Below are 21,327 nucleotides of genomic sequence, written 5' to 3'. Positions count from 1 at the left end.
CCATGTCAACAGATTCGACACAGCAGCGAGCAGAAAGGAAACCGAATAGAGCTTGAGTCTTTGGTTCGCTCTACCCAGCGGTGGTCGCCGGCCCTTTCGGTGCTTCGAATCCAGGCGGCAGCTCACGGCCTTGTGGGAGGAAGGGCTCGCCGAAAATGCGAGGCCACCTTAGTGTCATTCGACCGTTGGTTTCTGCGGCCGTCGCTCGGAGGGTGGAGGTTCCGCATCCGACGGTGGACCGACCACCACAGGTGATCGCTGGGACGGTGTTCGGCCGGTGGAAAAAAGAGCAGGCTGCCGAGAGAAGCGGATCCCTCGGCAACCTGCTACTGGGTGGCGGCGAGTTGTCGTTCCGCCTCCCTAACGAGGGCCAGTTCGCTGCCGGACCGCAGCACGAAGCCGTTTGCCGTCGGGGCGACGCCGTAGACGGGATCCTCGAAGCTCATGGCGTTCTCTGCCAACACTCGCGGCTCGGCTTGGTCGTCGAGGGCGAGCACCGCGGTGTTGCCGTCCTTCAAGAAGAAGTAGACGCGATCCGCCACCGCGATGGGCGTGGCCCAGGTGGCGGCGGGGAGGCGGTGCCGCCACTCCAGCTCGCCGGTTTTCTTGTTCACCTTTTGGAGCACGCCGGACTTGTTGAGGAACAGGACGCCGTCGCCGTGGATGACCGGCGAGCCGAAGCCCGAGGCGACACCCTCCGGCCGCCACAGGACCTCCGGCGGGGTCTCCCAGGCGTCCGGCCGTACCGCCAGCGCCAGGCTCTGTCCCGGATCGGAACTGGGAGCGACGATCATGTCCCAACTCGCGACCACCGAAGGGACGTGGTTCTTCTCGATGTCGCCGACGGACCAGACGACGGCGCCTTTCTCCGCGTCGATCAGTTCTACCCGGCCGGCGGCGCTCGACACTAGGTACGGTGCGTCGCTGGTGTCAATGGCAATCGGCGTGGTCCAGGCGACCCCTTCCGGTCGCTCCAACTTCCAGCGGGTCTCGCCGGTGGCCGGATCGAAGGCCATGAAGTAGGAGGGGCCGGAGTGGGTGACCTGCACCACCAGCAGTCCGCCGGCCAGGACCGGGGAGCTGCCCACGCCGTGGTTGCCTTTGAATTCGCCCTCTTCCGCGGTGAGGGAGCGGGACCACAGGGTCTCCCCCTGGTGCGATAGGGCTACGAGGTCGCCGCTCTCCCAGAAGGCATAGACGGCGTTGGCGTCTACTACCGGAGTGGGCGCGGCGCGGCTGTGCATGTGGCTGTTTTCGTGAGGCTGGCTGGCCTCGAATAGGCGGCGCCAGCGAACACTACCGTCCTTGAGGTCGATCGCCGACAGAATCAGGGTTTCGGACTCATCGCCCTCGATGGCGGTAACAAACACCTGCCCGCCCCAGATCACCGGCGAGGACTGCCCGTAGCCGGTCAAGGCGATGCGCCAGGTGGCGTCATCCCATTCGATGGGAAGCTCTTCCGGGGCGAGGGGCTCGGCACCGGCGCCGCGGAAGCCGGGCCAGCGGACGGCTGCGGCGGCGCGATCTTCCGCCATCGCGGTCGGCGATTCTCCGAGGGCAATGCTCTCGACGGAGCCGAGGTGGCCCTCGCGTGAGGCGCCGGCCACGGCGAGGAGCCGGTCTCGATAGGGCAGAAGTCGATGGAAGAAACGCGGCTCCGCCATCTCAGCGAGGTCTTCGAGCCAGGTCAGGTCGGGCTGGAGGAAGTGGATTTTGCCGTCGTTGGCGGAGAGGTACACACCATCTTCGACTCCGAAGGCGGAGATGCCAAAACCGCGCATTGCGCCACTCATCTCAGGGATCGAGCCGCTATCGGTCCAGCTCTCGGTCTGCTCGTCGAAGACAGCGAACTCGAGGGTTGTGCCGTTCGGTCCCAGGCCGCCGAAGGCGTAGATCTTGCCGCCGTGAGCAGCGGCCGTCAGCGCCCGTCGCTTGAAGGGCTGGGGCAGGGTGCGCCACTGGCGGTCGCCGGCCATGTCGATCACTTCAATGGTGTCGTGCCAGACCGGCTCGTTGCCCTCGCCGCGGAGCTGCCAGCCGCCGACAGCGTAGATGCGGCTGCCGGAGACCACCGCGTCGTGCGACGAACGGCCCGCGGAAAGCGGCGGTAGGGGTACCCACCGCTCGCCTTCGCTATCGAAGCAGGCCACCTCATCCACCGAGTGGAGGTCGTCTTCCGGCGCGTCCTGATCGTTGCGCGCCTCCATCCCGCCGATGCGGCAGACCCACTTGCCGGCGGCCACCATGGCGAGGCCCTGCAGGCCGCGCACTTCGTCGTGTTCCGTCCAGCCGGCGTCGGTAGCCGTCAAGTCGAGGCTGTAGAAGCCGCGCGACAGGTTCTGCACGGAGTGCTGATGGGTCGTGCCAACGTGACCGCCATAGACGTAGAGCGTGTCCTCGGCGAGAGCGGCGCCAAAGCTGGCGATCTCAACCGGCAGCGCCGGCAAGTCCTCCGGCACCGGCTTCTCCTGGGGGGAGGGCTGCGCGGCCAGGGCGGCGAAGGGAGTGAGAAGGATCATCAGCCAGAGCACGACACGGCGGTGGCGTGGGGAAGCGGGCTTGTGCATGGGTCGGTTCCTCGGATACGGATTCGGGGGAACGGGTATGGCGAATCAGAACTGCTGGTCGTAGGAAGGCAGACCGGAGAGCTCGGGAATCCGGACGACCGCGCGCTGGGAGACGCCGCGGCGGCGGTTGCAGGCGTCGAAGGCAACGGCATAGGCGATCGTCGCGTCGTCCCGGCAGGCCGCGGCGATCGCTTCTACGCGAGGCGGCAGAACCGGCTCGAGAATCACCCGCGCCGTCTCTGCGACCACCACGCCGCGCGGGCCGTCACGGCGACGAGGCGGGGATCGAAGAGGCGGAGCGAGTTCATCAGGAGCCCTTTCGCCGGTTCCCTCCCGGCCTACCGGCGAAAGCGCAGGGACAACGCGGCCTGCCGGCCGGGGCTCGTGTAGCGGTCGAGAACGGACGAGCTAGCGCTCAAGCCGCGCGCGTTCGACCACTGCCAGTAGGTTTCGTCGGTCAGGTTGAAACCACCCAGCCGCACGTCCCAACTCTCGCTGAAGCGGTAGCCCAGGTAAAGATCCAGGGTTTCGTAGCCTTCCGGAGCGAAGCGGCCGCCGGGGAGGTCTTCGGCGTCCTTGTCGTCAACCACCGTTGCCACCAGGGAAGCGTTCCAGGGAGAGTTTGCTGGGTTGAAGTCCAGGCCGATGACGGCCTCCGGCGGGGCGATGGATTCCAGCGGCACATTGTCGGTGACGTTGTCGCCCTCGATGTAGGCGAAGGCTGTGCGCAGGCGCCAAGCCGATGCGATGCGGTGATCCGTCGACAGCTCCACGCCGGAGATCTCCACCTGATCGATGTTCTGCGGCTGGAACTCCAGCAGCCCGACCTGCGGATTGAAGCCGAGGGTCACCGTCTCGATGAACTCGTCGAAGGTATTGTCGAAGTAGGTCACGCTGAAGGCGCCGCGATTCGAAGCAAAGCGGAAGCCCGCCTCGACGTTGCGGCTGGTTTCGGCCTCGAGATCCGGGTTCGGAAGGGTCCGATAGCCGCCGGCCTGGTTGGTGAAGCCGTTGTTGACGGCGCTGAAAGGCGGCGCGCGGAAGCCGCTGGCGTACTGCGCGACGAGAGACACCTTGGAGGTGAGGCTCGCCACCACACCGAGGCGCGGCGAGACGGCCGAGTCCTCGAGGCCCACCGGATCGGGCTGGCCCGGATTGCCGTCCAGGAAGATTTGGTCGTTGCCGTCGGGCTGCAGGTCGTAGCGGTCGTAGCGCACGCCGGGGACCAGCAGCAGGCGGCCGTTGGCGAGTTCGATTTCGTCCTGCAGGTAGAGGCCGTACTCGTCGACGTCGCTTTCGGGGAAGTACTTGGTCGGGAAGATCAGCGACGAAGGCACCAGCGCGCCGGTGTCCAGGTCGATGTCCTCCCGGTCACGCAGCACGTCAAAGGTGTCGCGCCGCAGGCTGAGGCCGTAGGTCAGGCGGTGTTCGACGGACTGACCGAGGGTTTTGCGGAACTGCGCCTCGGCTCCGAATCCTTCCTGCTCGAACTCGAAGGAGCCGCTGCGCGCCACCCGCTGCACCGAGGGGGGGCCGAACAGGGTCACGGTGTTGATCCGCAGTTCGTCGACCACCTGGGTGGTTTCCGTCTGGGTGACATACCCCTGCCAAGAGAAGTCGTCGAAGATCGCGGTCGGCACCACGGCGAGCTGGCGCAGGCTGAAGCGGGTGCGCTCCTGCTCATCGACGGCGTCGACGTTCTGCACGTCGATCAGGAACTGGCCGCCCGGCGGCAGAACGAAGCTGAAGTCGATGACCCGCTGCGAAGAAATGACGTCGGTCTCGCTTTCGGAGTTGCGGAACTCGGCGGCAAACTCGATCTCGTTGGACGGGCTGATCACCCGGGTGAGCTTGGCGAGCCCATTGAGGTCGTCCGTATCGATCGGGTTGGGGGCGGTGCGCGTCCGGTCGTTGCTCGCTAACGTGCCTTGGTTTTCGGTTTCGGCCGCTTGGCGGCCGCTCACGAAGAGGGAGCCCAACCACTGGTCCGTCTGTCCGGCGACACTCACGCCGACGAATTCTTCTTCGTTGCGGCCGGAGTAGCCGAGGAAGACGCCGAGGGCGGAGGAGTCTGCGCCGAGAATGTCGCGCGGGCTCTTGGTGACCAGCGAGACGACGCCGCCCAGGGCATCGCTGCCGTAGAGCGAAGAACCGGAGCTACGCACGATCTCGGCGGACTGCAGGTTGACCAGCTCGATCCCCACCTGGGTGGCGGAGAAGGGGCCGAAATCGAACTGTTCGGCGGTCGGGATGCCGTCGACCTGAGTCTGCACCCGGTTGCCGCCGATGCCTCGGATGTTGAAGCCGCTCAACCCGAGGCGGGTGGGATCCGAGTCCACGTAGACCCCGGGTTCGTAGCGCACCAAATCCTGGGAATCGATCATCAGCTCGTCGGCGATTTTCTCGGCGTCGATCACCGTCGTGGAACCGGCCGTTTCGCCGACCGTGCGCTCGCTGCGGGTCGACGAGACGGTGATTTCGTCAAGGAAGGTCGAAGCCTGTTCATCGTCGGCCGTTTCGCCCGCTGCTTCGATGGACGCGTCGTTGGATGCTTCGGCCGTCGACGTGGGTTCTTGCTGTGCTGAAAGGGAGAAAGGGATGGCGAGTGCAGCGACCAGAGCCGACAAAACGGAGAGCCGGTGGAGGAGCTGGCGGGACATAGCGAATGTCTCCTTGGAACGGGCCACGGCTTCGTGCCGGGGCAGGTTTATTGACCGTCGGCGTCGACTACTTGCGGGGGGCCATGAGCCGTCGGATTTCTTGTATGTGGCGCTTCTAGCGAATCTATTGAGACGCAATCTCAATTGCGTACCTCTATTCTGGACCGATCTGGTGCTCTTTGTCAACCCGCGGTGTCCGAAAACCCCTTTCCTCCGGCGGCGAAGTCTGTTCTCATGCGGCGGCTATGCTCCCGTTCCACATTCCCCGCACCGCGCCCCTGCTCGAAGGTGTTCTCGTACGTCGCTACAAGCGCTTTCTGGCGGATGTCGAGCTGCCCGGCGAAGGCCAGGTGACGGCCCACTGCGTCAATCCCGGAGCGATGGAGGGGCTCACCCGGCCGGGCAGCCGGGTGTGGTTGTCGCGCGCCAGCAATCCGAAGCGCAAGCTGAAGTTCACCTGGCAGCTCGCCGAGGTGGATGGGGTGCTGGTGGGAGCCGAGACCACCGAGCCCAACCGTATCGTTCGCCAGTTGCTCGAAGCCAGGGCTTTGCCGTGGCTGAACGCCTGGGACGAGATGAAGCCGGAGCAGCGCTACGGCGAGAACTCCCGGATCGACTTCTGGTTGCGGCGCGGCCGGCGGGAAATCTTCCTGGAGGTCAAGAACTGCCATTTGGTCTACCCGGATGGCCGCGCCTATTTCCCGGATTCGGTCTCGCAGCGCGCCGCCGGCCATTTGCGAGAACTCGCCGACCTGCGTACGACCCGCAAGCGAGGGGAGGTGCTGTTTGTCTGTCAGTATCCCGGGGCCCAGGCGCTGCGGCCGAGCGACGTCCACGATCCGGTTTTTGCCGCGACGGCCCGCGAGGTCAAATCCTCCGGCGTGCGGTTTTCGGCCATCGAGGTGCGCCACACGCCGGCTGAGATGATCGTCACCCGTCGCCTGCCGGTGGATTTCAAGCCCTACCGCACGGAGCGCATCGAGCGCTGGCGGAAAACCCGAGTCGAGCGCAAGAACCTGCCGCTAGCAGGTTGCTGAAAAAGGCCTTCGTCCTATCCTTTCAGCTGCCTTGCTAGCTTTCTCTTGAGGGGGCTGGGCGCCCCCCTCGCCCGAAAACACTAGTGTTTTCGGGCTCACCCCGTCCACGGCGCCTTCGGCGCCGCCTCGCCTTTCAGGCTCGGAGCAGGGTGCTGGCGAGTGTTTCAGCACCCTGCTAGCCGGTGGCGGCTAGGCCATTTGAGTTTGGCGGGCACTGCGAGGAGAATAGCGTTATGAACCAGATATCGAAACGATGCGCAATGGCCTTCTTCTTCGTCTTGGTCGTCGCTGGGATGACCGGCTGTGCGACCGCCGCGACGGCCGCCTCGGACGAGCCGGAAGCCGCAGTTCAATCGGCACCGTCGAGCGCCGCTCCCAACCTACATCCGAGACCGGACTGGGTGAAAGAGCACTGGCGGGGACTCATCGGCAACTGGATCACCGACAACTCGGAACACAAGAGCGAGTCGGAGCCGCTCGATGCCTACGGGCTGGAGTGGTCCTGGGGCATCGGCGAGCAGAGCTTGATCGGTCGACTCTACGGCCTCCAGGAGGGCAAGGAGGTCTGGACCTTCTGGCAGTTTCGGGAGTACTGGGATCCCCTCGAGGGGCGGCTGGCCTTACTTCAGTTCGGTTGGGACGGTCCCCTGGGCACGGGCTTTACCCGGCGGACCGACGACGGGATGATGGAGTCGGTACAGACCTTTGTCAGCGCCGCCGCCGACAGTGCGTCTCGGATCGGCCATCGCTCCACGGTCGAGGGCGATGAACAGGAGACGAGATCTTTCAAGATCGATGAAGCCGGCAACTGGAATCTGGACCGAACGCACCTGTGGCGTCGGCAGCCGATGGCGGAGGGTGCTGCAGGGGAGGGGAAAGCGGAAGCCGGCGCTCCCTAGCGCTAACTGGGCCGCATCGCCCCCAGCATTTCGCGCACCGCTGCCGCCAGGCCGACGGCGACGGAGCGCGAGATCAACCAGTGACCGATGTTGAGTTCCTCGACCGCCGGGATCTCCGCGACGGGACCGACGTTGGAGGTCGTCAGGCCGTGGCCGGCGTACACCCGGAAGCCGGCGAGGGTGCCGGCGGCGGCGGTTTCCTCCAGGGCCATGATCTGCGCTTCGCTCGGGTCGCGGGTGTAGGCATCGGTGTTGATCTCGAACCCGGCGATCGCCAGGCGGGCGCGGCTGGCCAACTCGTGGAGGCGTTCGATCTGGAATGGGTCCGGATCGAGGAAGAGCGACACCGCGATGCCGCCGCCGGTCAGGCGTTCGATGGCCTCGACGATGCGCTGCGGCGCCACGGTCAGGTCGAGGCCGCCTTCGGTGGTGACCTCGTCCGGCCGCTCGGGCACCAGGGTCACCTGGTCCGGCTGCCATTGGAGGGCCAGGGCTAGCATCTCCGGTTCGGCGGCGATTTCCAGGTTCAGCTTGCCTTGCACCGCCGGGCGCAGGCGCTCGACGTCGTGATCCTGGATGTGGCGCCGGTCGCCGCGTAGATGGACGGTGATGCCGTGGGCGCCGGCCTCCTCGGCGATCGCCGCCGCCTCGACGGGATCCGGGTAGGCGGCACGGCGGGCCTGCCGCAGGGTGGCAACGTGATCGATGTTGACCGAGAGCAGCGTATCCATAGGGAGACCTCGAAGTAGAAGTCAGGCGCTTTCCGCGCCGATCTCGCCGGCGATGGCGTGAGCGATGTTGCCGGCCAACCGTTCGATGGTGGCCTGGTCCGGCCCCTCGATCATCACCCGGGCGAGGGGCTCGGTGCCGCTATAGCGCAGTACCAGCCGCCCCTCCTGGCCCAGCCGCTCCTCGGCATCGCGGGCCGCCGCGACTACCGCCGGCAGGGTGGTGAGGTCCGGTTTGCGGGCGACGGTGACGTTCTGCAGGATCTGCGGGAAGCGCCGAAAGGCCGAAAGCAGGGCGCTCACCGGGCGATCCGCCCGGCGCAGAATCGCCGCCGTCTGCAGCGCGGTCAGCAGGCCGTCACCGGTGGTGGAGAGGCGCAAGTTGACGATGTGGCCGGACTGCTCGCCGCCGAGCGCCAGATCGTGCCGGCGTAGGGTGTCGACCACCTGGCGATCGCCCACCCCGCAGCGCAGCACCTCGATGCCGTCCGCCGCCAGGGCGCGCTCCAACCCCAGATTGCTCATCGAGGTGACCACCAGGGCCTTGGGATCGAGGTGACCGGCGGCAGCCAAATCCCGCGCCCACAGGTAGAGGATGTGGTCGCCGTCGCGCACGGTGCCCTCTTCATCCACCAGGATCGCCCGGTCCGCATCGCCGTCGAAGGCGAAACCGGCGTCGAGGCGTTCCCGCCGCACCGTCTCGGCGAGCTCCCCCGGCTCGGTTGAGCCGCAGTCGCGATTGATGTTCTGGCCGTCCGGGGAATGGCCGAGCAAAGTGACTTCGGCCCCCAGCTCATCGAACAGCGCCCCGGCGAGGGCCGAGGCCGCGCCGTGCCCGGTGTCGAGGGCGAGTCGCAGGCCGGCGAGGGGCAGGCGCTCGGATCCCAGCGAGGCCACCAGCGACTCTCGATAGCTCGCGCTATCGAGAGGTTCGAGGGATCCCTCGGTGGCCCCCGGTAGATCCTTCGCCGCCATGCGCTCTTCGAGGGCCGCTTCGGCCTCGGGGGTCCACTTGAATCCCTGGGCATCGATCAGTTTGATGCCGTTGTCCGGATAGGGGTTGTGGCTCGCCGACAGGGCGACACCGGCGTCGGCCTCGTGCTCGCGCACCAAAAAGGCGACGCCCGGCGTCGGCAGCACGCCGGCGTCGAACACCCGTACGCCGCTCGCCGCCAGGCCGGTGGCCAGCCACGCAGCGAGGGGGCCGCGGCTGTCTCGGGTATCGCCGCCGAGAACGATGCGCGGCACCTCGCTGTGCCGGCGCAGGGTCTCGCCGAGGGCCGCGCCCAGTGCTCCGACGGTCGGTTGGTCGAGGGGGTGGCTGCCGAAGGGCGCTCGAATGCCGTCGGTGCCGAAAAGTCGTGGTGCCGTCATGGGGTCTTCCTGGCCTATGAGTCCTGCGCCGGGTCCTGCGCTGGGTCTTCGTTCAAGTTGCCGTCGCCGAAGCCGAGGGCCGCCGAGTCGCCCTCCGGCTGGCTGACCCTGCGGGGGATCAGCACGGCGACGCGCGACGACTGCATCATCTGGATCAGCGGATCCGGGCTGACCACCGTGGTGTTGGCCTCGAAGGTGATGGCGTGGCCGTCGAGATCGATCGGCGAAGTCTTCAGGTGGGTGAGCCCTTCGACCATCGAGCGCGGGCCCTCGACGGGGATCTGCGACGGCACCACGCGGTAGTCGCCGAGCAAGGCGCCGGCCGCCGGTTCGCCCACGAAGACCGGCTCGATGGGCAGATTGCGCTGTACCTTCTCGTCCACCCGCAATTGGAGCTGGCTGGGGGTGATGGAGACGACGTTCAGATCGCTCGGCGCGGTGACGTCGCCGGTGGTCAGGCTGACGGTGGTGGTGCCCGGCTGGGCCTCGGTGAGATCCACCCGAATGCGCACCTGGCGCGGGTCGAGTTCGCTGACCTTGCTGTCCGGTCCGGAGAGCAGCACCGAAATCTCCACCCCGGGATCGAAGATCACCAGCCCCGCGGGATTGTTGAACAGCACCTGGGCGCGCACCACCGTTTCGCCGCTGGTCTCCCGCTGACCGAGGGAGATTCCAAACCACAGGCCGATGGCCAGGGCGAGGGCAAGAATGCGCAGGCCCCAGGTTTGGGCGCGCTCGTTCACGCCGGCGCTCCGCCGCCCTGCGGGTAGAGATCGGTGATCAGATATTTGTAGAGGATGTTGCGCAGGCCCTTCGAGTCCAGGTTGCGGGTCAGGGCGCCCTCGAAGGCGACGGAGATGGTTCCGGTCTCCTCCGAAACCACCACCGCCAGGGCGTCGGTCTCCTCGCTGATGCCGAGGGCCGCCCGGTGGCGGGTGCCGAGGTCCGTCGAAACCTCCGGGTTGAAGGTGAGCGGCAGAAAACAGGCCGCCGCGGCGATGCGGTCGTCCTGCACGATCACCGCGCCGTCGTGCAGCGGGGTGTCCGGCGAGAAGATGTTGATCAGCAGGTTGTAGGACATTTCCGAGTCTAGGGAAATGCCGTTCTCGATGAAGTTGCGCAGCCCTTCCAGGCGCTCGATCACGATCAGCGCGCCGACCCGCCGGGCGGCCAGAGAGGTCGCCGCCAGCACGATCTCCTGAAAGGTCGACTCGACCTTCGCCTGCTTGGCGATGCCCCACAGGGGATTGCGGCCGAAGTTGGCCAAGGCCTGACGGATCTCGTGCTGGAACAGGATGATGATCGCGATGGGCAGGAGCAGCAGCAGGCTTTCGAGGATCTGCCGCAGGGTCTCCAGGCCGGCGAGGCGGGCGGCGTAGTAGACCAGGCCGACGAAGACGATGCCGAGGAGCGTCTGCACCGCCCGCGTGCCGCGGATCAGCAGCAGCAGGTAGTAGATGACGATCGCCACCGCGAAGATGTCGAGAACGTCGCGCCAGCCGACGGTGGCGAAGAACTCCGCTAGCACTTGGGGACCTCCTCGGGCGCCCGGCAGGCACCTTCCGGCGAAGGCCGCAGGCGACCATCGGCGGATTCGGCGATTGCCGCCCACACCTTGAGGAAGCGCGCCGTCTCCTCGACGTCGTGCACCCGCAGCAGGGCAACCCCCGCGTCCGCCGCCCAGGCCGCCGCCGCCAGGCTGCCGGCCAGCCGGCGGTCCGCCGGAGCGGCGGTGATCTCGCCGATGAAGCTCTTGCGGCTGGCTCCCACCAGCAGCGGAAACCCGAGGTCCGCGAGGGCCGGCAGGTGGCGGAGCAGGGCGAGATTCTGTGCACCGGTCTTGCCAAAACCGATCCCCGGGTCGACCACGATCTGCTCGTCCGCGACGCCCGCCGTCCGGGCTCGCTCGACCGCCCGGCCGAGCTCCCTTCGCACCTCAGCCACCACGTCGTCGAAGGCGATGCGCTCCTGCATGGTCGCCAGCTCGCCGCGACTGTGCATCAACACCACCGGACAGCCGGCCTCGGCAACGGCGCGGCCCATCGCCGGATCTTCCAGGGCGGCGACGTCGTTGATCAGGTCGGCCCCTTCGGCCAGGACGGCGGCGGCGACGGAACCCTTGCGGGTATCCACCGATATCGGAGCGTCCGTCGCCCGCCGCAGTGGGCGGAGCACCGGCAGCAGCCGGTCCAGCTCCTCTGGTGCCGGCACCGTGCGGGCACCGTCACCGTAGACGCCACCGCCGGGGCGAGTGGATTCGGCGCCGAGGTCGATCACGTCGGCGCCCCGATCGAGCATTTCGAGGGCTCCCGCCACGGCGTGCTCCGGCTCGCGCCACAGGCCGCCGTCGCTGAACGAGTCCGGGGTCAGGTTGAGGATGCCCATCACCCGCGGCGTCCTTCCCCAAGAGAGGGTGCGCCCGTCGGGCAAGGTGAGGGTGCCGGCTGGGCGGGCGGAGGGGGAGCGGGCGGTAACTTCCAATCGTGACTCTTGGGAGGTGACGTCGGCTACGCCTCAGTTGGGTTTCGGCTGGGGGTCTTCCGGCGCCTCGGCGCCCTCGGTGGCGACCGCCTCTTCGGCCGGGAGCATGGCGCCTTCGGTGCCTTGCGGTGCGCCGTTCCCGGAGCCGTTGCCTTCAGCCGCCACGGCCGGTTTGTCGTCCGCCTCGTCGTCGAACTCGAATTGCGGCACTTCCGGACGCAGCTCCTGGCCGGTCGCCTCCTCGGCCATGTCGTACACCGCCGAGCCGTCGATCGACTCCTGATCGAGCAGCATCAACGACAGGCGCTCCAGCAGGTCCCGGTGCTCCGTGAGGATGTCCACCGCCTTCTTATAGCCGGTCTGGACGATGGATTCGACCTCGCGGTCGATGCGGATGGCCGTGTCCTGGCTGTAGTCGGCCTGTTGGCTGAATTCTCGGCCGAGGAAGACCGGTTCCTCCTGACCACCGAAGGAAAGGGGGCCGAGGGGCGACATGCCCCACTCGCACACCATCTTGCGGGCCATGTCGGTGGCGCGTTCGATGTCGTTGCCGGCGCCGGTGGTGATGTCCTCTTGGGTCAGCTCCTCGGCCACCCGGCCGCCCATCAGGATCGCGATCTGCGTTTCGAGGTAGGCCTTCTTGTAGGTGTACTTGTCCTCCGTCGGCAACTGCATGGTCAAGCCGAGAGCGCGGCCGCGGGGAATGATAGTGACCTTATGGAGCGGGTCCGAAGCCGGCGAGAACACCGCCACCAGGGCGTGACCCGCCTCGTGGTAGGCGGTGATGCGCTTCTCGTCGTCGGTCAGCATCAGGGTCTTGCGCTCGACCCCCATCATCACCTTGTCCTTGGCGAACTCGAAGTCCTCCATAGTGACCGCCTTCTGGCCCCGTCGAGCGGCGATCAGCGCCGCCTCGTTGACCAGATTGGCGAGGTCGGCGCCGGCGAATCCGGGCGTGCCGCGGGCGATGGTTCCGAGGTTCAGGGAGTCCGCCAAGGGAATGTCCCGGGTGTGGACCTTCAGGATGCCGAGGCGACCGTTGATGTCCGGCCGGTCCACCACTACCCGACGGTCGAATCGGCCCGGTCGCAGGAGCGCCGGATCGAGCACATCCGGCCGGTTGGTGGCGGCGATCAGGATCACCCCTTCGTTCGACTCGAAGCCGTCCATCTCCACCAAGAGCTGATTGAGGGTCTGTTCCCGCTCGTCGTGGCCGCCGCCCAGGCCGGCGCCGCGATGGCGGCCGACGGCGTCGATCTCGTCGATGAAGACGATGCAGGGAGCGTTCTTCTTGCCCTGTTCGAACAGGTCGCGCACCCGGCTGGCGCCAACGCCGACGAACATCTCCACGAAGTCCGAGCCGGAGATGGAGAAGAACGGCACCCCCGCCTCGCCAGCGATCGCCCGCGCTAGCAGGGTCTTGCCGGTACCCGGCGGTCCCATTAGCAGAACCCCCTTGGGAATGCGGCCGCCCAACTTCTGGAACTTCTGGGGCTCCTTCAGGAACTCGATGATCTCGGACAGCTCTTCCTTCGCCTCTTCGACCCCGGCGACGTCCTTGAAGGTGACCTTCTTGCCGGACGCAGACAGCGGTTTCGCCCGGCTCTTGCCGAAGGACAGCGCCTTGTTGCCGCCGGACTGCATCTGGCGCATGAAAAAGATCCACAGGCCGACCAGCAGCAGCACCGGCCCCCAGGTGATGAGGATCGCAAACAGCGGGCTCTGATCCGTCGTCTCACCGGCGACGGAGACGCCTTTTTCCATCAACTCGGTGGTGAACTCGAAGGTCGAGTTCTGCGGCAAGACCACCGAGAACGGAGCATCTTCCTGGTAGCGGCTGCTCGCCCGGAACGTCCCTTCGAGCTCCTTGTCCTTGATCGTCACCGTCTTGATGATGCCCTCGTCGAGGGCCGCGGTGAACTCCGAGAATTCCAGCTCGGTGGACTTGGCCTGGCCGATATTGAGCAGGTTCCAGAGCATCATGACGACGACCAGGATCGCCATCCAGAGGAACAAAGTGCGAAGGGTCTGATTCAAAACGACAATCCTCTCGAAGGGTACTGACGGGACAGCAGCGTCCGCGGCTACTGAACCCAACGGCTGAGACCGGTCCCAGATTCCAGAAAACGCCGATTCAGGAGTCCGGAGGCGTGTTCAGCAGTTCGGCAATCCAGATGGTCGAAGGTCTGAGATTCGATGGGTCGATGCGGTATCGGTCGTCGATGGTGATGCCCGGAACCCATGCGATCCGGCGTCCTTCCTCGCCCAGACAGAGCAGCGGAATCGCGTTGCGTTCGGCGCGCGGTACCCGCTTATCGATCAAGACGTCCTTGAGCTTCCTCTGCCCCGCCGCCCCGAAAGGCCGTAGGCGATCGCCGGGTCGCCGCGACCGTACGGTCACCGATTGGCCGGGGCGAAGCGGCAAAACCAAGCCCGCACGCCGCGCCGAGCCCTGGAGCATCCAGTCTTCGAAGGCGCCGCGGCGCAATCGAAATCGCAATCCCAGCTCGCCGATCTCCACCTCGCCAGGAGCCTGGAGAGTATACGTGAAACCGGGCGCCGTGGGCCCCGGCCGCTCCAGTATCAACCGTCCCCCACTCTCCCTCCACCGCCAGCCCCCACCGCAGTCACAAACCACTTCCCCGGAAGCCGCCACCTGCCGCCGCAGCTCCGCCCGCGCCCGGGCCGAAGGCGGCAGCGGAAGTCCCGCCGCCCGATGCAGCCGAGCCAGCCCAAACTCCCACAGCGGATCCGGCAAGCTCCTCAACTCCACGAGCTCCACCGAAGGCCCTTCCTCAGCCGCCGCCACCGCCAACCGCTCCGCGAGCACCTCATCGATCCGCCGCCGAGCCCCCCGAGCCCGCCTCGCCAGCCTCGCCAGCCGTGGCGCCAGATCCCCCTCCTCCTGCTCCAGGACCGGCAGCAGCCGATGCCGCACCAGATTGCGAGCCAACGAGAGATCCAGATTCGAAGGATCCTCCACCGGCTTGAGTTCAGCCTCCCGAACGATCTCGGCCAGCACCGCCCGCCGCACCCCCAGCAGCGGCCGAACCAAAGTCAAGTCCGCCGCCCCCGGCACCGTCCCCACCGCCGCCATCCCGGAAAGCCCAGCTACCCCCGACCCAAACAGAATCCGCAGCAAAACCGTCTCCGCCTGGTCTTCCAGATGATGCCCGGTAGTCACCACCGAAGCCCCCACCCGCCGCGCCGTCTCCGCCAAAAACGAATATCGAGCCGATCGCCCGGCGGCCTCGATCCCGTCTCCGGAGTCGACGACCGTTCGCCGTTCCGAAACCCAGTCGACGCCTAGAGATCGGGCAATCTGGTCAGCGGCTTTGGCTCGATCACGGGAGGAGGGGTCAAGACCATGGTCTAGATGAGCGGCGATGGGCCGAACGAGTGAAGATTGGGAGAGGGCCAACAGAAGAGCAGAGGAGTCAGTTCCTCCAGAGAAACCCACCACCAAAGGAGTGGGTTCCGAAGCAGGCAAGTCATCGAGCGCCTCCGACAGGAGTTGTTCAACCCTGGCACAGACCGACTTCGAGGAAGAGACTAGGGACGAAGAGGTTCGGACGAGAGAGGAAAGAGAGGACTTGTCGACGGAGGAAAGAGAGGACTTGTCGAGAGAGAAAAGAGAGGACTTGTCGAGTTTCCATTCGCCTCTCGAGGCGAATGGAAACTCACCGAGTTCCTGAGTCGCCGCCATGAGCCTGACCGTAGGGAAGGGGAGTGGTGGCGGTGAAGGGACTTGAACCCCCGACCTAGCGATTATGAGTCGCTCGCTCTAACCAGCTGAGCTACACCGCCTCGGTGTGAAACTCCGACCGCCGAACGCAGAAAGCCAACCCGCGGCTCGAGTAGGAGCCATCCACGGATTGGCTGACCGCCGCCGGTCAAGGCCCGGCAGTATAGCGCGCGCGTGAAGGCGAATCCAAGCGCCGCTCCGGGAGCAGAAAGGAGGGCTGGATTCGGTCGTCAGAAAGGCGCCGCGAGACCCCTCAGCGGAGCGCTTCCTGACAGGTCCGGAACTGGCCGAAGAACTCGCGCATGGAAGTCTCCAGCGCGTTGTCGTTGAGGCGGTAGATCACATTCTGACCTTGCCGCTGGTCCACCACCAGATCCGCCTCCTTCAAGACCGACAGGTGCCGCGAAATCGTCGGCTGCGAAAGATTGAAGTTTCCGACGATCTCACCCACCGTGCGCTGCTGCGATTCCAACAGGCGGAGAATCTCCTGCCGGGTCGCGTCCGAGAGGGCCTTGAAGACCTTCGTGAGCTGGCGTCCGTCGCGGGTGTGAAGATGAGAAGAAATCTGAGTCACTTGGAGCTGTTCAGCCATCGGGTCCACCTCCTTCGGGATAAGGGGCATAGTGCCTTGCTTCGACGAGCAAAGTGTAGAGGAGGTGGACTTGAATTTGACTTGAATTCAATGCGCACAATGGGCGCATCAATGCTCAGAACGTGCGCTGAGTCGTGCAAACTTATGAATATCCAACTTTTAGATCTGCAAGGAATCCTCTTTCAGGAATACAAATTCCGAGGATTTTGAGGGTCAGGAGGCCCGTATGGAGGGGGGGCGGGGGGCAAATTTCCCGATTTTCATGCGCCGATACGCTCCTGGGTCGGCCGCACTGGCGCTTCCGGAGAGGAAAGTCCCCGCTCTCCGGAAGCGCGCCGGGAAGCCCTCGGTCAAGCGGCGGCGAAGCGCTCTTCAACGTTCCGCCAGTTGATCACCTGCCACCAGGCGGCCAGATAGTCTGGACGCTTGTTCTGGTACCTCAGGTAGTAGGCGTGCTCCCAGACGTCAACGCCGAGGATCGGGGTCTTGCCCTCCATCAGCGGACTGTCCTGATTCGGACGGGCGATCACCTCGAGGCCGCCACCATCGACCACCAGCCAGCCCCAGCCGGAACCGAACTGGCCGCCGGCCGCGTCGAGCAGCTTCTCCTTGAGGCTGTCCAGGCTGCCGAAGGCGCCGTCGATGGCCGAGGCCAGGTCACCCTGCGGCGCGGAGCTGCCGCCGGGGGTCATGGTGGGCCAGAAGAGGCTGTGGTTGGCAAGGCCGCCGCCGTGATTGCGCACGGCGCCGCGCACCGACTCCGGCAGGCTACCGATGTCCTTCAGCAGTTGTTCGACACTCTTGGCGGCCAGATCCGGATGCCCTTCGAGGGCATCGTTCAGCTTGTTGCAGTAGGCCTGGTGGTGGCGGTCGTGGTGGATCTCCATGGTCTTGGCGTCGATATGCGGCTCCAGCGCGTCAACGGCGTAGGGAAGGTCGGGAATCTTGAACATGCGTCCTCCTCCGTGAGGAATGAGATGAGTGATCACGGCCGCGGCGACGGACGGTTAGCCGCGGCCCGGAAGTTCGCGATCGGTGCAGAAAGTGGGGTCCAATCTGCCCGCCAACGGCCCTCGGTGCGGATGGCGGAATGGAAGTATCGCACGTTCTCAAGGCGGCTCTTGGCCGGAGCGGGGCGATGCCGGCCGGATGGCTCCGCGGCTTCCGACGAAGGGGAATGCCGGGCGTTGACTTTGGCGTTCTGTCTTCTGTACCATGGCGAACCTTGCGCCGCTGGGAGGTTAGCTCAGCTGGCTAGAGCACCTGCTTTACACGCAGGGGGTCGCGGGTTCGAGTCCCTCACCTCCCACCAAAACCCGCCCGGATCGGGGGTAGAGGATGATGAGGTAGAGAGAGCGACCGCGAGTCCATCTCGAACAATGGGGTCGTAGTTCAGTTGGTTAGAATGCCGGCCTGTCACGCCGGAGGTCGCGGGTTCGAGTCCCGTCGGCCCCGCCATCGAGAGCAAACATGATGCGCCCATCGGCCGCCCGCACGGAAGGTTTTTCCATCGTGCCGGGCGGTTGCCACGTTGGCGTCGGTCTCTAACGTAGAGATCGGCGACCGCCGGACGAAGGGCGCCGAAGGAGGACATCATGCGCGACAAGATCAAGCTGGTTTCGTCTGCCGGAACCGGATATTTCTACACCACGACGAAGAACAAGCGTCTCTCGACGGAGAAACTCCGCTTGAAGAAGTACGACCCCAAGGTGCGCAAGCACGTCGAATTCGTCGAGGAAAAGCTGCGCTAGTTCGTTGACGCGGCAGCAGGCCGGGCTCTCCTGTTGAGCCCGGTTTTCTTCATCCCCATCCCATCAAGTCGTCGACCCGCCGAAACGGCGGTCGATGCCGCGTGTCCGGATCAATTGGTCAGGTATCCGAGGCTCTCTAACTCTTCCCTCAGATCGTCCGGGATCTCCTGCTTCTCGGTTCTGTCCGAGATGCCCGCGAAGCGCCGCGCGATCAGCCGCTGGAGTTCTCTGACCTTCTGCGGGTTCTCGCCGGCCAGGTTGGTGGTTTCGCCCGGGTCGGTCCGCAGGTCGTAGAGTTCCACCGCCTCCAGGGGATAGTGGCCGGCCGGTGCTCCGGCCAGGCATATCGGTTGATGGCGGTCCGGGTTGTCGACCAGCTTCCAGCCCTCCGCTACCACCGTGTGGATGCGCGTGTCGCCGTACTCGGAGAAGGCCGCTTTGCCCTTGCCGCCCTCGCCGGGCCTTTCCAGGTAGCGCAGCAGCGAGGCCCCGTGGACGCGCTCGAAGGGCTCGAGGCCTAGGAGATCGAGGAGCGTCGGGGCGACATCGATCAACTCCACATCCTGCGGCACCGAGGCACCTGTCGGCAGCAGTCCGTCGGCGGTAAAGGCGAGGGGGACATGCAGGGTGGTCTCGTACACCGAGCAGGCGTGGTAGAGGTAGCCGTTGTGCTCGTAGAGTTCCTCGCCGTGGTCGGACAGGAACACGATCAGCGTCCGCGGATGCTGGCGAATCTGGTCGAGCAGCCGCGCCACGAAGCGGTCCGTCCCCATCACCGAGGCGTCATAGAGGGCGTCGAGATGGATCAGGTCGCGCGGTGCGAGAGCAATCGGCTGGGTCATCACCCGGTTCAGGCGCCACTTCTTCGGGCCGAGGATGCCTTCGTATCCCGGGTCGAGCTGGCGGGCAGCGAGGTCACCGCCGTTGTAGTACGGGCCGTGCGCTCCGAAGAGGTGGACCCACAGAAAGAAAGGCGTCTCCGCCGCGCGGCCGGCCAGCCAATCGCCGGCGCTCTGGACCGCCTTGGCGTCTTGCCCGCCGGTGCATTGGAAGGCATCCCAACCCCGGTGGTTGGCCTTGCACATATTGCTCAGGAAAGCACCGGTTTGATAGCCGGCCTCCGCTAGGCGCAAGGGCAGGGTGGGGAGGTTGTCCGGCAAGGCGTAGCCGTTCTCGATCAACCCGTGGCCGCTCGGGTAGAGGCCGGTGAGCACCGACGCCATCGACGGCCAGGTCAAGGCTCGGGGTGCCTGGGCGCGCTCGAACTGGACACCGCCGGCGACCAGCTCGTCGATCCGCGGGCTGTTGTCGCGCCGCCCCTCGTATCCCCAACTGCCGAGGCGATCGGCGCGCAGCGTATCCACTGACACCAGAACGACGTTCCAGCCTGCCGCCGCGCCGCGCAGGGTGTGGCGGGGCGTGGTCTCGGCGGTGGATTCCGACGGGCCTCCGCAGCCGGCGACCCACGTCAGGGTCAGGACGAGAAGCGAAAGGCGAGCGAGGGTGCAAGGGCGGTGCAGCATGGAAGGCGGATTGTACCGTTCCTGGAGCGTGGTTTTTCCGTGCTATGCTGCGCGGGCCTTGTCGAGCCGGGTTCCCGGCGCGGCTTCCCCTACAGCGTTCCCCTCTCTCCCTAGCCTGAGGAGAGGGAAAATGATTCCTTCCATAGCGTTGGATGTGGATCGCGGTGCGTCCGTTGCGGTTCGCGAAGGTGGATCGAGGGCAGCAGACGGCCGGACAGGCCGGCCTGGAGAGCGCGGTACCGAGGAGGACTGGACCTGGGAGGCCGGGGAGGACGCTTTCGTCGAGCGTTTCGGCGCTTTGATCGAGCGGTTGGTAGCCGGCGCGCTGCGGCGTTTTCGCCTCGGCCCCGGGGACCTCGTGCCGGAGGATCTCCTGCAGGAAGTCTACTGCCGAATCTTCGAGCGCGGCCTTTTCGCTTTCGAGGGCATGGCTCGAGGGCAGGTGGTGCTGTATCTGAAGCGGGTGGTACGCACGACGATGATTTCCCGCTTGCGGGCCGATCGCGCCCTCAAGCGCGGTGGCGACTGGCGGCGGGAGCGCATGCCGGCCTGGCAGTACACCGATCCGGGACCCACCCCGGAGGACCTTCTGCTCGAACGCGAATCCCGGTCTCAGTTGCTCTCGGGCTGCCGCTGGCTGGCAGAGCAAGGGCGCCTGGACCGTCGCCGGACCGCCTGGATCGTGACCCTGGTGCTGGCCGGCGGCTGGACCAGCCGGGAGGTGGCGGCGGCTTCCGGCGGCAAGGTCGCTTCGTCGAGCGTCGATTCGCTGCTGTGGCGCTGCCGACGCCAACTCGAAGCCCGTCGGAACGAGGAACTAAGACCAAGCGATGCGGCCGCCTGCACTCCTTTCGAAGAACTGCCGGAAGGCGTGCGCCACATGCTGCGCCTCGCCTTTCAGAGGCGATCCGGTAGGCATCGCTTGGCCTGCTAGGGAAGTCTCTTCGGCGCGGCAAGAAAGATAGCTTTTGTCGAATGTTCGGAGGTATCATGGCGCGATGCGCGTGTTCACCGACGAACGATGCCTCGGACATCATCCGCCAGCCGGTTGCCCGGAGGTGCCGGAGCGCCTGCGGTCGGTTCTCCTAGCGCTCGAGGAAGCGGATTTCGAGGTGGTTCGGACACCGCCTTCGGAGGCGCCGGCGGAAGCCCTTCGCTGGGTCCACGACGCGGAGTACGTGGAGCGCTTCGAGCGTGCCGTGGCGCGCGGCGACGCGCTGATCGATTCGGCCGACAACCCCCTCGTCGCCGGCACCCTCGACGCCGCCTGGGGGGCGGTGGAAGCCACTCTGGCGGCGGCCGATCGGATTGCGCTAGGGGGGGGCGCCGAGGATCGCCGGGCGCTGGCCGCGGTGCGGCCACCGGGGCATCACGCTGAGCGGGCGATGGCGATGGGCTTTTGCTACTTCAACAACGTCGCCGTGGCGGCGGAGCATTTGGTGCGTCACCACAGTCTCGACCGAGTGGCGATCTTCGATTTCGATGTGCATCACGGCAACGGCACGCAGCACCTTTTCGAGGAGCGCGGCGACGTGTTCTTCGCCAGCGTGCATCAGTTCCCGTTCTATCCGGGGACCGGCGCGGAGGACGAAACGGGCCGCGGAGATGGGGTGAAGGCGACCCTCAATGTGCCGCTGCCGGCCGGCGTCGGCGATATCGAGTACGGTGCCGCAATCGATCGCAGAGTGGTGCCGGCGCTCGCCGCCTTCAGGCCTCAGGCGCTGCTGATCTCGGCAGGCTTCGACGCTTGGCGCGGTGACCCGCTGGGCGGGATGCGGGTGAGCGGCGAGGAGATCGCCCGCTGGGGAAGCTCCCTGAGTGATCTGGCGGACGAGGTCTGCGAGGGGCGTCTGTTGACGGTGCTGGAAGGGGGCTACGACCTCGCTGCGCTGCCCGGTCTGGTGGTTCGCTATTGCCAGGCGGTCGATCGTTCTTCCCGGCTGGCGCTACGCGGTGCCCCTTCATGAAAT

18 protein-coding genes and 3 tRNA genes are annotated in these 21,327 nt (G+C 66.2%); 7 read left to right on the top strand and 14 right to left on the bottom strand.

The window, feature by feature from the left end:
- Positions 1–326: 326 nt before the first annotated feature.
- From AAF481_02300 to AAF481_02290, 3 genes are all read right to left on the bottom strand, one after another.
- The gene (locus tag AAF481_02300) at positions 327–2,567 is read right to left on the bottom strand and encodes a PQQ-binding-like beta-propeller repeat protein (GenBank protein MEM7479979.1); all 2,241 of its coding nucleotides are present in this window, start codon (positions 2,565–2,567) and stop codon (positions 327–329) included.
- 45 nt (positions 2,568–2,612) lie between these two features.
- Positions 2,613–2,795 carry a hypothetical protein gene (locus AAF481_02295; GenBank protein ID MEM7479978.1) on the bottom strand — a complete coding sequence of 61 codons (183 nt, stop codon included), beginning with the start codon at positions 2,793–2,795 and terminating at the stop codon, positions 2,613–2,615.
- Between the two features lie 110 nt (positions 2,796–2,905).
- Positions 2,906–5,227, bottom strand: coding sequence for a TonB-dependent hemoglobin/transferrin/lactoferrin family receptor (locus tag AAF481_02290; protein MEM7479977.1), 2,322 nt, complete (start codon positions 5,225–5,227; stop codon positions 2,906–2,908).
- Between the two features lie 245 nt (positions 5,228–5,472).
- Here AAF481_02290 and sfsA point away from each other — a divergent pair, with 245 nt between their 5' ends.
- A complete protein-coding gene (gene sfsA, locus AAF481_02285) occupies positions 5,473–6,264 on the top strand; it encodes a DNA/RNA nuclease SfsA (GenBank protein ID MEM7479976.1) in 792 nt (263 codons plus the stop codon).
- Positions 6,265–6,497: 233 nt separating this feature from the next.
- Positions 6,498–7,163, top strand: a complete 666-nt coding sequence (locus tag AAF481_02280) for a hypothetical protein (GenBank protein MEM7479975.1) — start codon at positions 6,498–6,500, stop codon at positions 7,161–7,163.
- Positions 7,164–7,165: 2 nt separating this feature from the next.
- On the opposite strand, the gene AAF481_02275 is transcribed toward AAF481_02280, so the two are convergent.
- From AAF481_02275 to AAF481_02230, 10 genes are all read right to left on the bottom strand, one after another.
- Complete coding sequence (locus AAF481_02275; protein ID MEM7479974.1) at positions 7,166–7,894, bottom strand: pyridoxine 5'-phosphate synthase; 729 nt, start codon at positions 7,892–7,894, stop codon at positions 7,166–7,168.
- 21 nt (positions 7,895–7,915) lie between these two features.
- Entirely contained in the window at positions 7,916–9,265 is a 1,350-nt protein-coding gene (glmM, locus tag AAF481_02270; protein MEM7479973.1) for a phosphoglucosamine mutase, read from the bottom strand.
- A 14-nt stretch (positions 9,266–9,279) separates the two neighbouring features.
- Positions 9,280–10,008, bottom strand: a complete 729-nt coding sequence (locus tag AAF481_02265; GenBank protein MEM7479972.1) for a CdaR family protein — start codon at positions 10,006–10,008, stop codon at positions 9,280–9,282.
- Positions 10,005–10,793: a diadenylate cyclase CdaA gene (gene cdaA / locus AAF481_02260; protein ID MEM7479971.1), complete on the bottom strand. Its 789-nt coding sequence runs from the start codon at positions 10,791–10,793 to the stop codon at positions 10,005–10,007. Before cdaA ends, AAF481_02265 begins: the two co-directional genes overlap by 4 nt.
- On the bottom strand, positions 10,787–11,746 hold the full coding sequence (folP, locus tag AAF481_02255) for a dihydropteroate synthase (GenBank protein MEM7479970.1): 960 nt from the start codon (positions 11,744–11,746) through the stop codon (positions 10,787–10,789). The genes cdaA and folP overlap by 7 nt, the downstream gene beginning before the upstream one ends.
- Before the next feature lie 33 nt (positions 11,747–11,779).
- Positions 11,780–13,783 (bottom strand): ATP-dependent zinc metalloprotease FtsH, encoded by a 2,004-nt coding sequence (gene ftsH, locus AAF481_02250; GenBank protein ID MEM7479969.1) that lies wholly within the window; start codon positions 13,781–13,783, stop codon positions 11,780–11,782.
- Between the two features lie 97 nt (positions 13,784–13,880).
- A complete protein-coding gene (gene tilS, locus AAF481_02245; GenBank protein MEM7479968.1) occupies positions 13,881–15,452 on the bottom strand; it encodes a tRNA lysidine(34) synthetase TilS in 1,572 nt (523 codons plus the stop codon).
- A gap of 24 nt (positions 15,453–15,476) precedes the next feature.
- Positions 15,477–15,553 (bottom strand) — tRNA-Met (locus tag AAF481_02240).
- A 191-nt stretch (positions 15,554–15,744) separates the two neighbouring features.
- Positions 15,745–16,083, bottom strand: a complete 339-nt coding sequence (locus tag AAF481_02235) for a metalloregulator ArsR/SmtB family transcription factor (protein ID MEM7479967.1) — start codon at positions 16,081–16,083, stop codon at positions 15,745–15,747.
- Positions 16,084–16,433: 350 nt separating this feature from the next.
- Positions 16,434–17,036 carry a superoxide dismutase gene (locus AAF481_02230; protein ID MEM7479966.1) on the bottom strand — a complete coding sequence of 201 codons (603 nt, stop codon included), beginning with the start codon at positions 17,034–17,036 and terminating at the stop codon, positions 16,434–16,436.
- 282 nt (positions 17,037–17,318) lie between these two features.
- On the opposite strand from AAF481_02230, the gene AAF481_02225 reads away from it, so the two are divergent.
- From AAF481_02225 to rpmG, 3 genes are all read left to right on the top strand, one after another.
- A tRNA-Val gene (locus tag AAF481_02225) sits at positions 17,319–17,395 on the top strand.
- A gap of 69 nt (positions 17,396–17,464) precedes the next feature.
- Positions 17,465–17,541, top strand: a tRNA-Asp gene (locus AAF481_02220).
- Between the two features lie 137 nt (positions 17,542–17,678).
- Positions 17,679–17,834, top strand: a complete 156-nt coding sequence (rpmG, locus tag AAF481_02215; protein ID MEM7479965.1) for a 50S ribosomal protein L33 — start codon at positions 17,679–17,681, stop codon at positions 17,832–17,834.
- Positions 17,835–17,944: 110 nt separating this feature from the next.
- Here the strand turns inward: rpmG and AAF481_02210 are convergent, their stop codons facing one another.
- Positions 17,945–19,357, bottom strand: coding sequence for a sulfatase (locus AAF481_02210; GenBank protein MEM7479964.1), 1,413 nt, complete (start codon positions 19,355–19,357; stop codon positions 17,945–17,947).
- 130 nt (positions 19,358–19,487) lie between these two features.
- On the opposite strand from AAF481_02210, the gene AAF481_02205 reads away from it, so the two are divergent.
- Positions 19,488–20,291 carry a sigma-70 family RNA polymerase sigma factor gene (locus tag AAF481_02205; GenBank protein ID MEM7479963.1) on the top strand — a complete coding sequence of 268 codons (804 nt, stop codon included), beginning with the start codon at positions 19,488–19,490 and terminating at the stop codon, positions 20,289–20,291.
- A gap of 64 nt (positions 20,292–20,355) precedes the next feature.
- On the top strand, positions 20,356–21,324 hold the full coding sequence (locus AAF481_02200) for a histone deacetylase (GenBank protein ID MEM7479962.1): 969 nt from the start codon (positions 20,356–20,358) through the stop codon (positions 21,322–21,324).
- Positions 21,325–21,327: the final 3 nt, after the last annotated feature.

This window comes from Acidobacteriota bacterium (genome assembly GCA_039030395.1).
Classification (GTDB): Bacteria; Acidobacteriota; Thermoanaerobaculia; order Multivoradales; family JBCCEF01; genus JBCCEF01.
The sequence above is the reverse complement of the archived record's forward strand: the minus strand, read 5'-3'. Positions and strand labels throughout refer to the sequence as shown.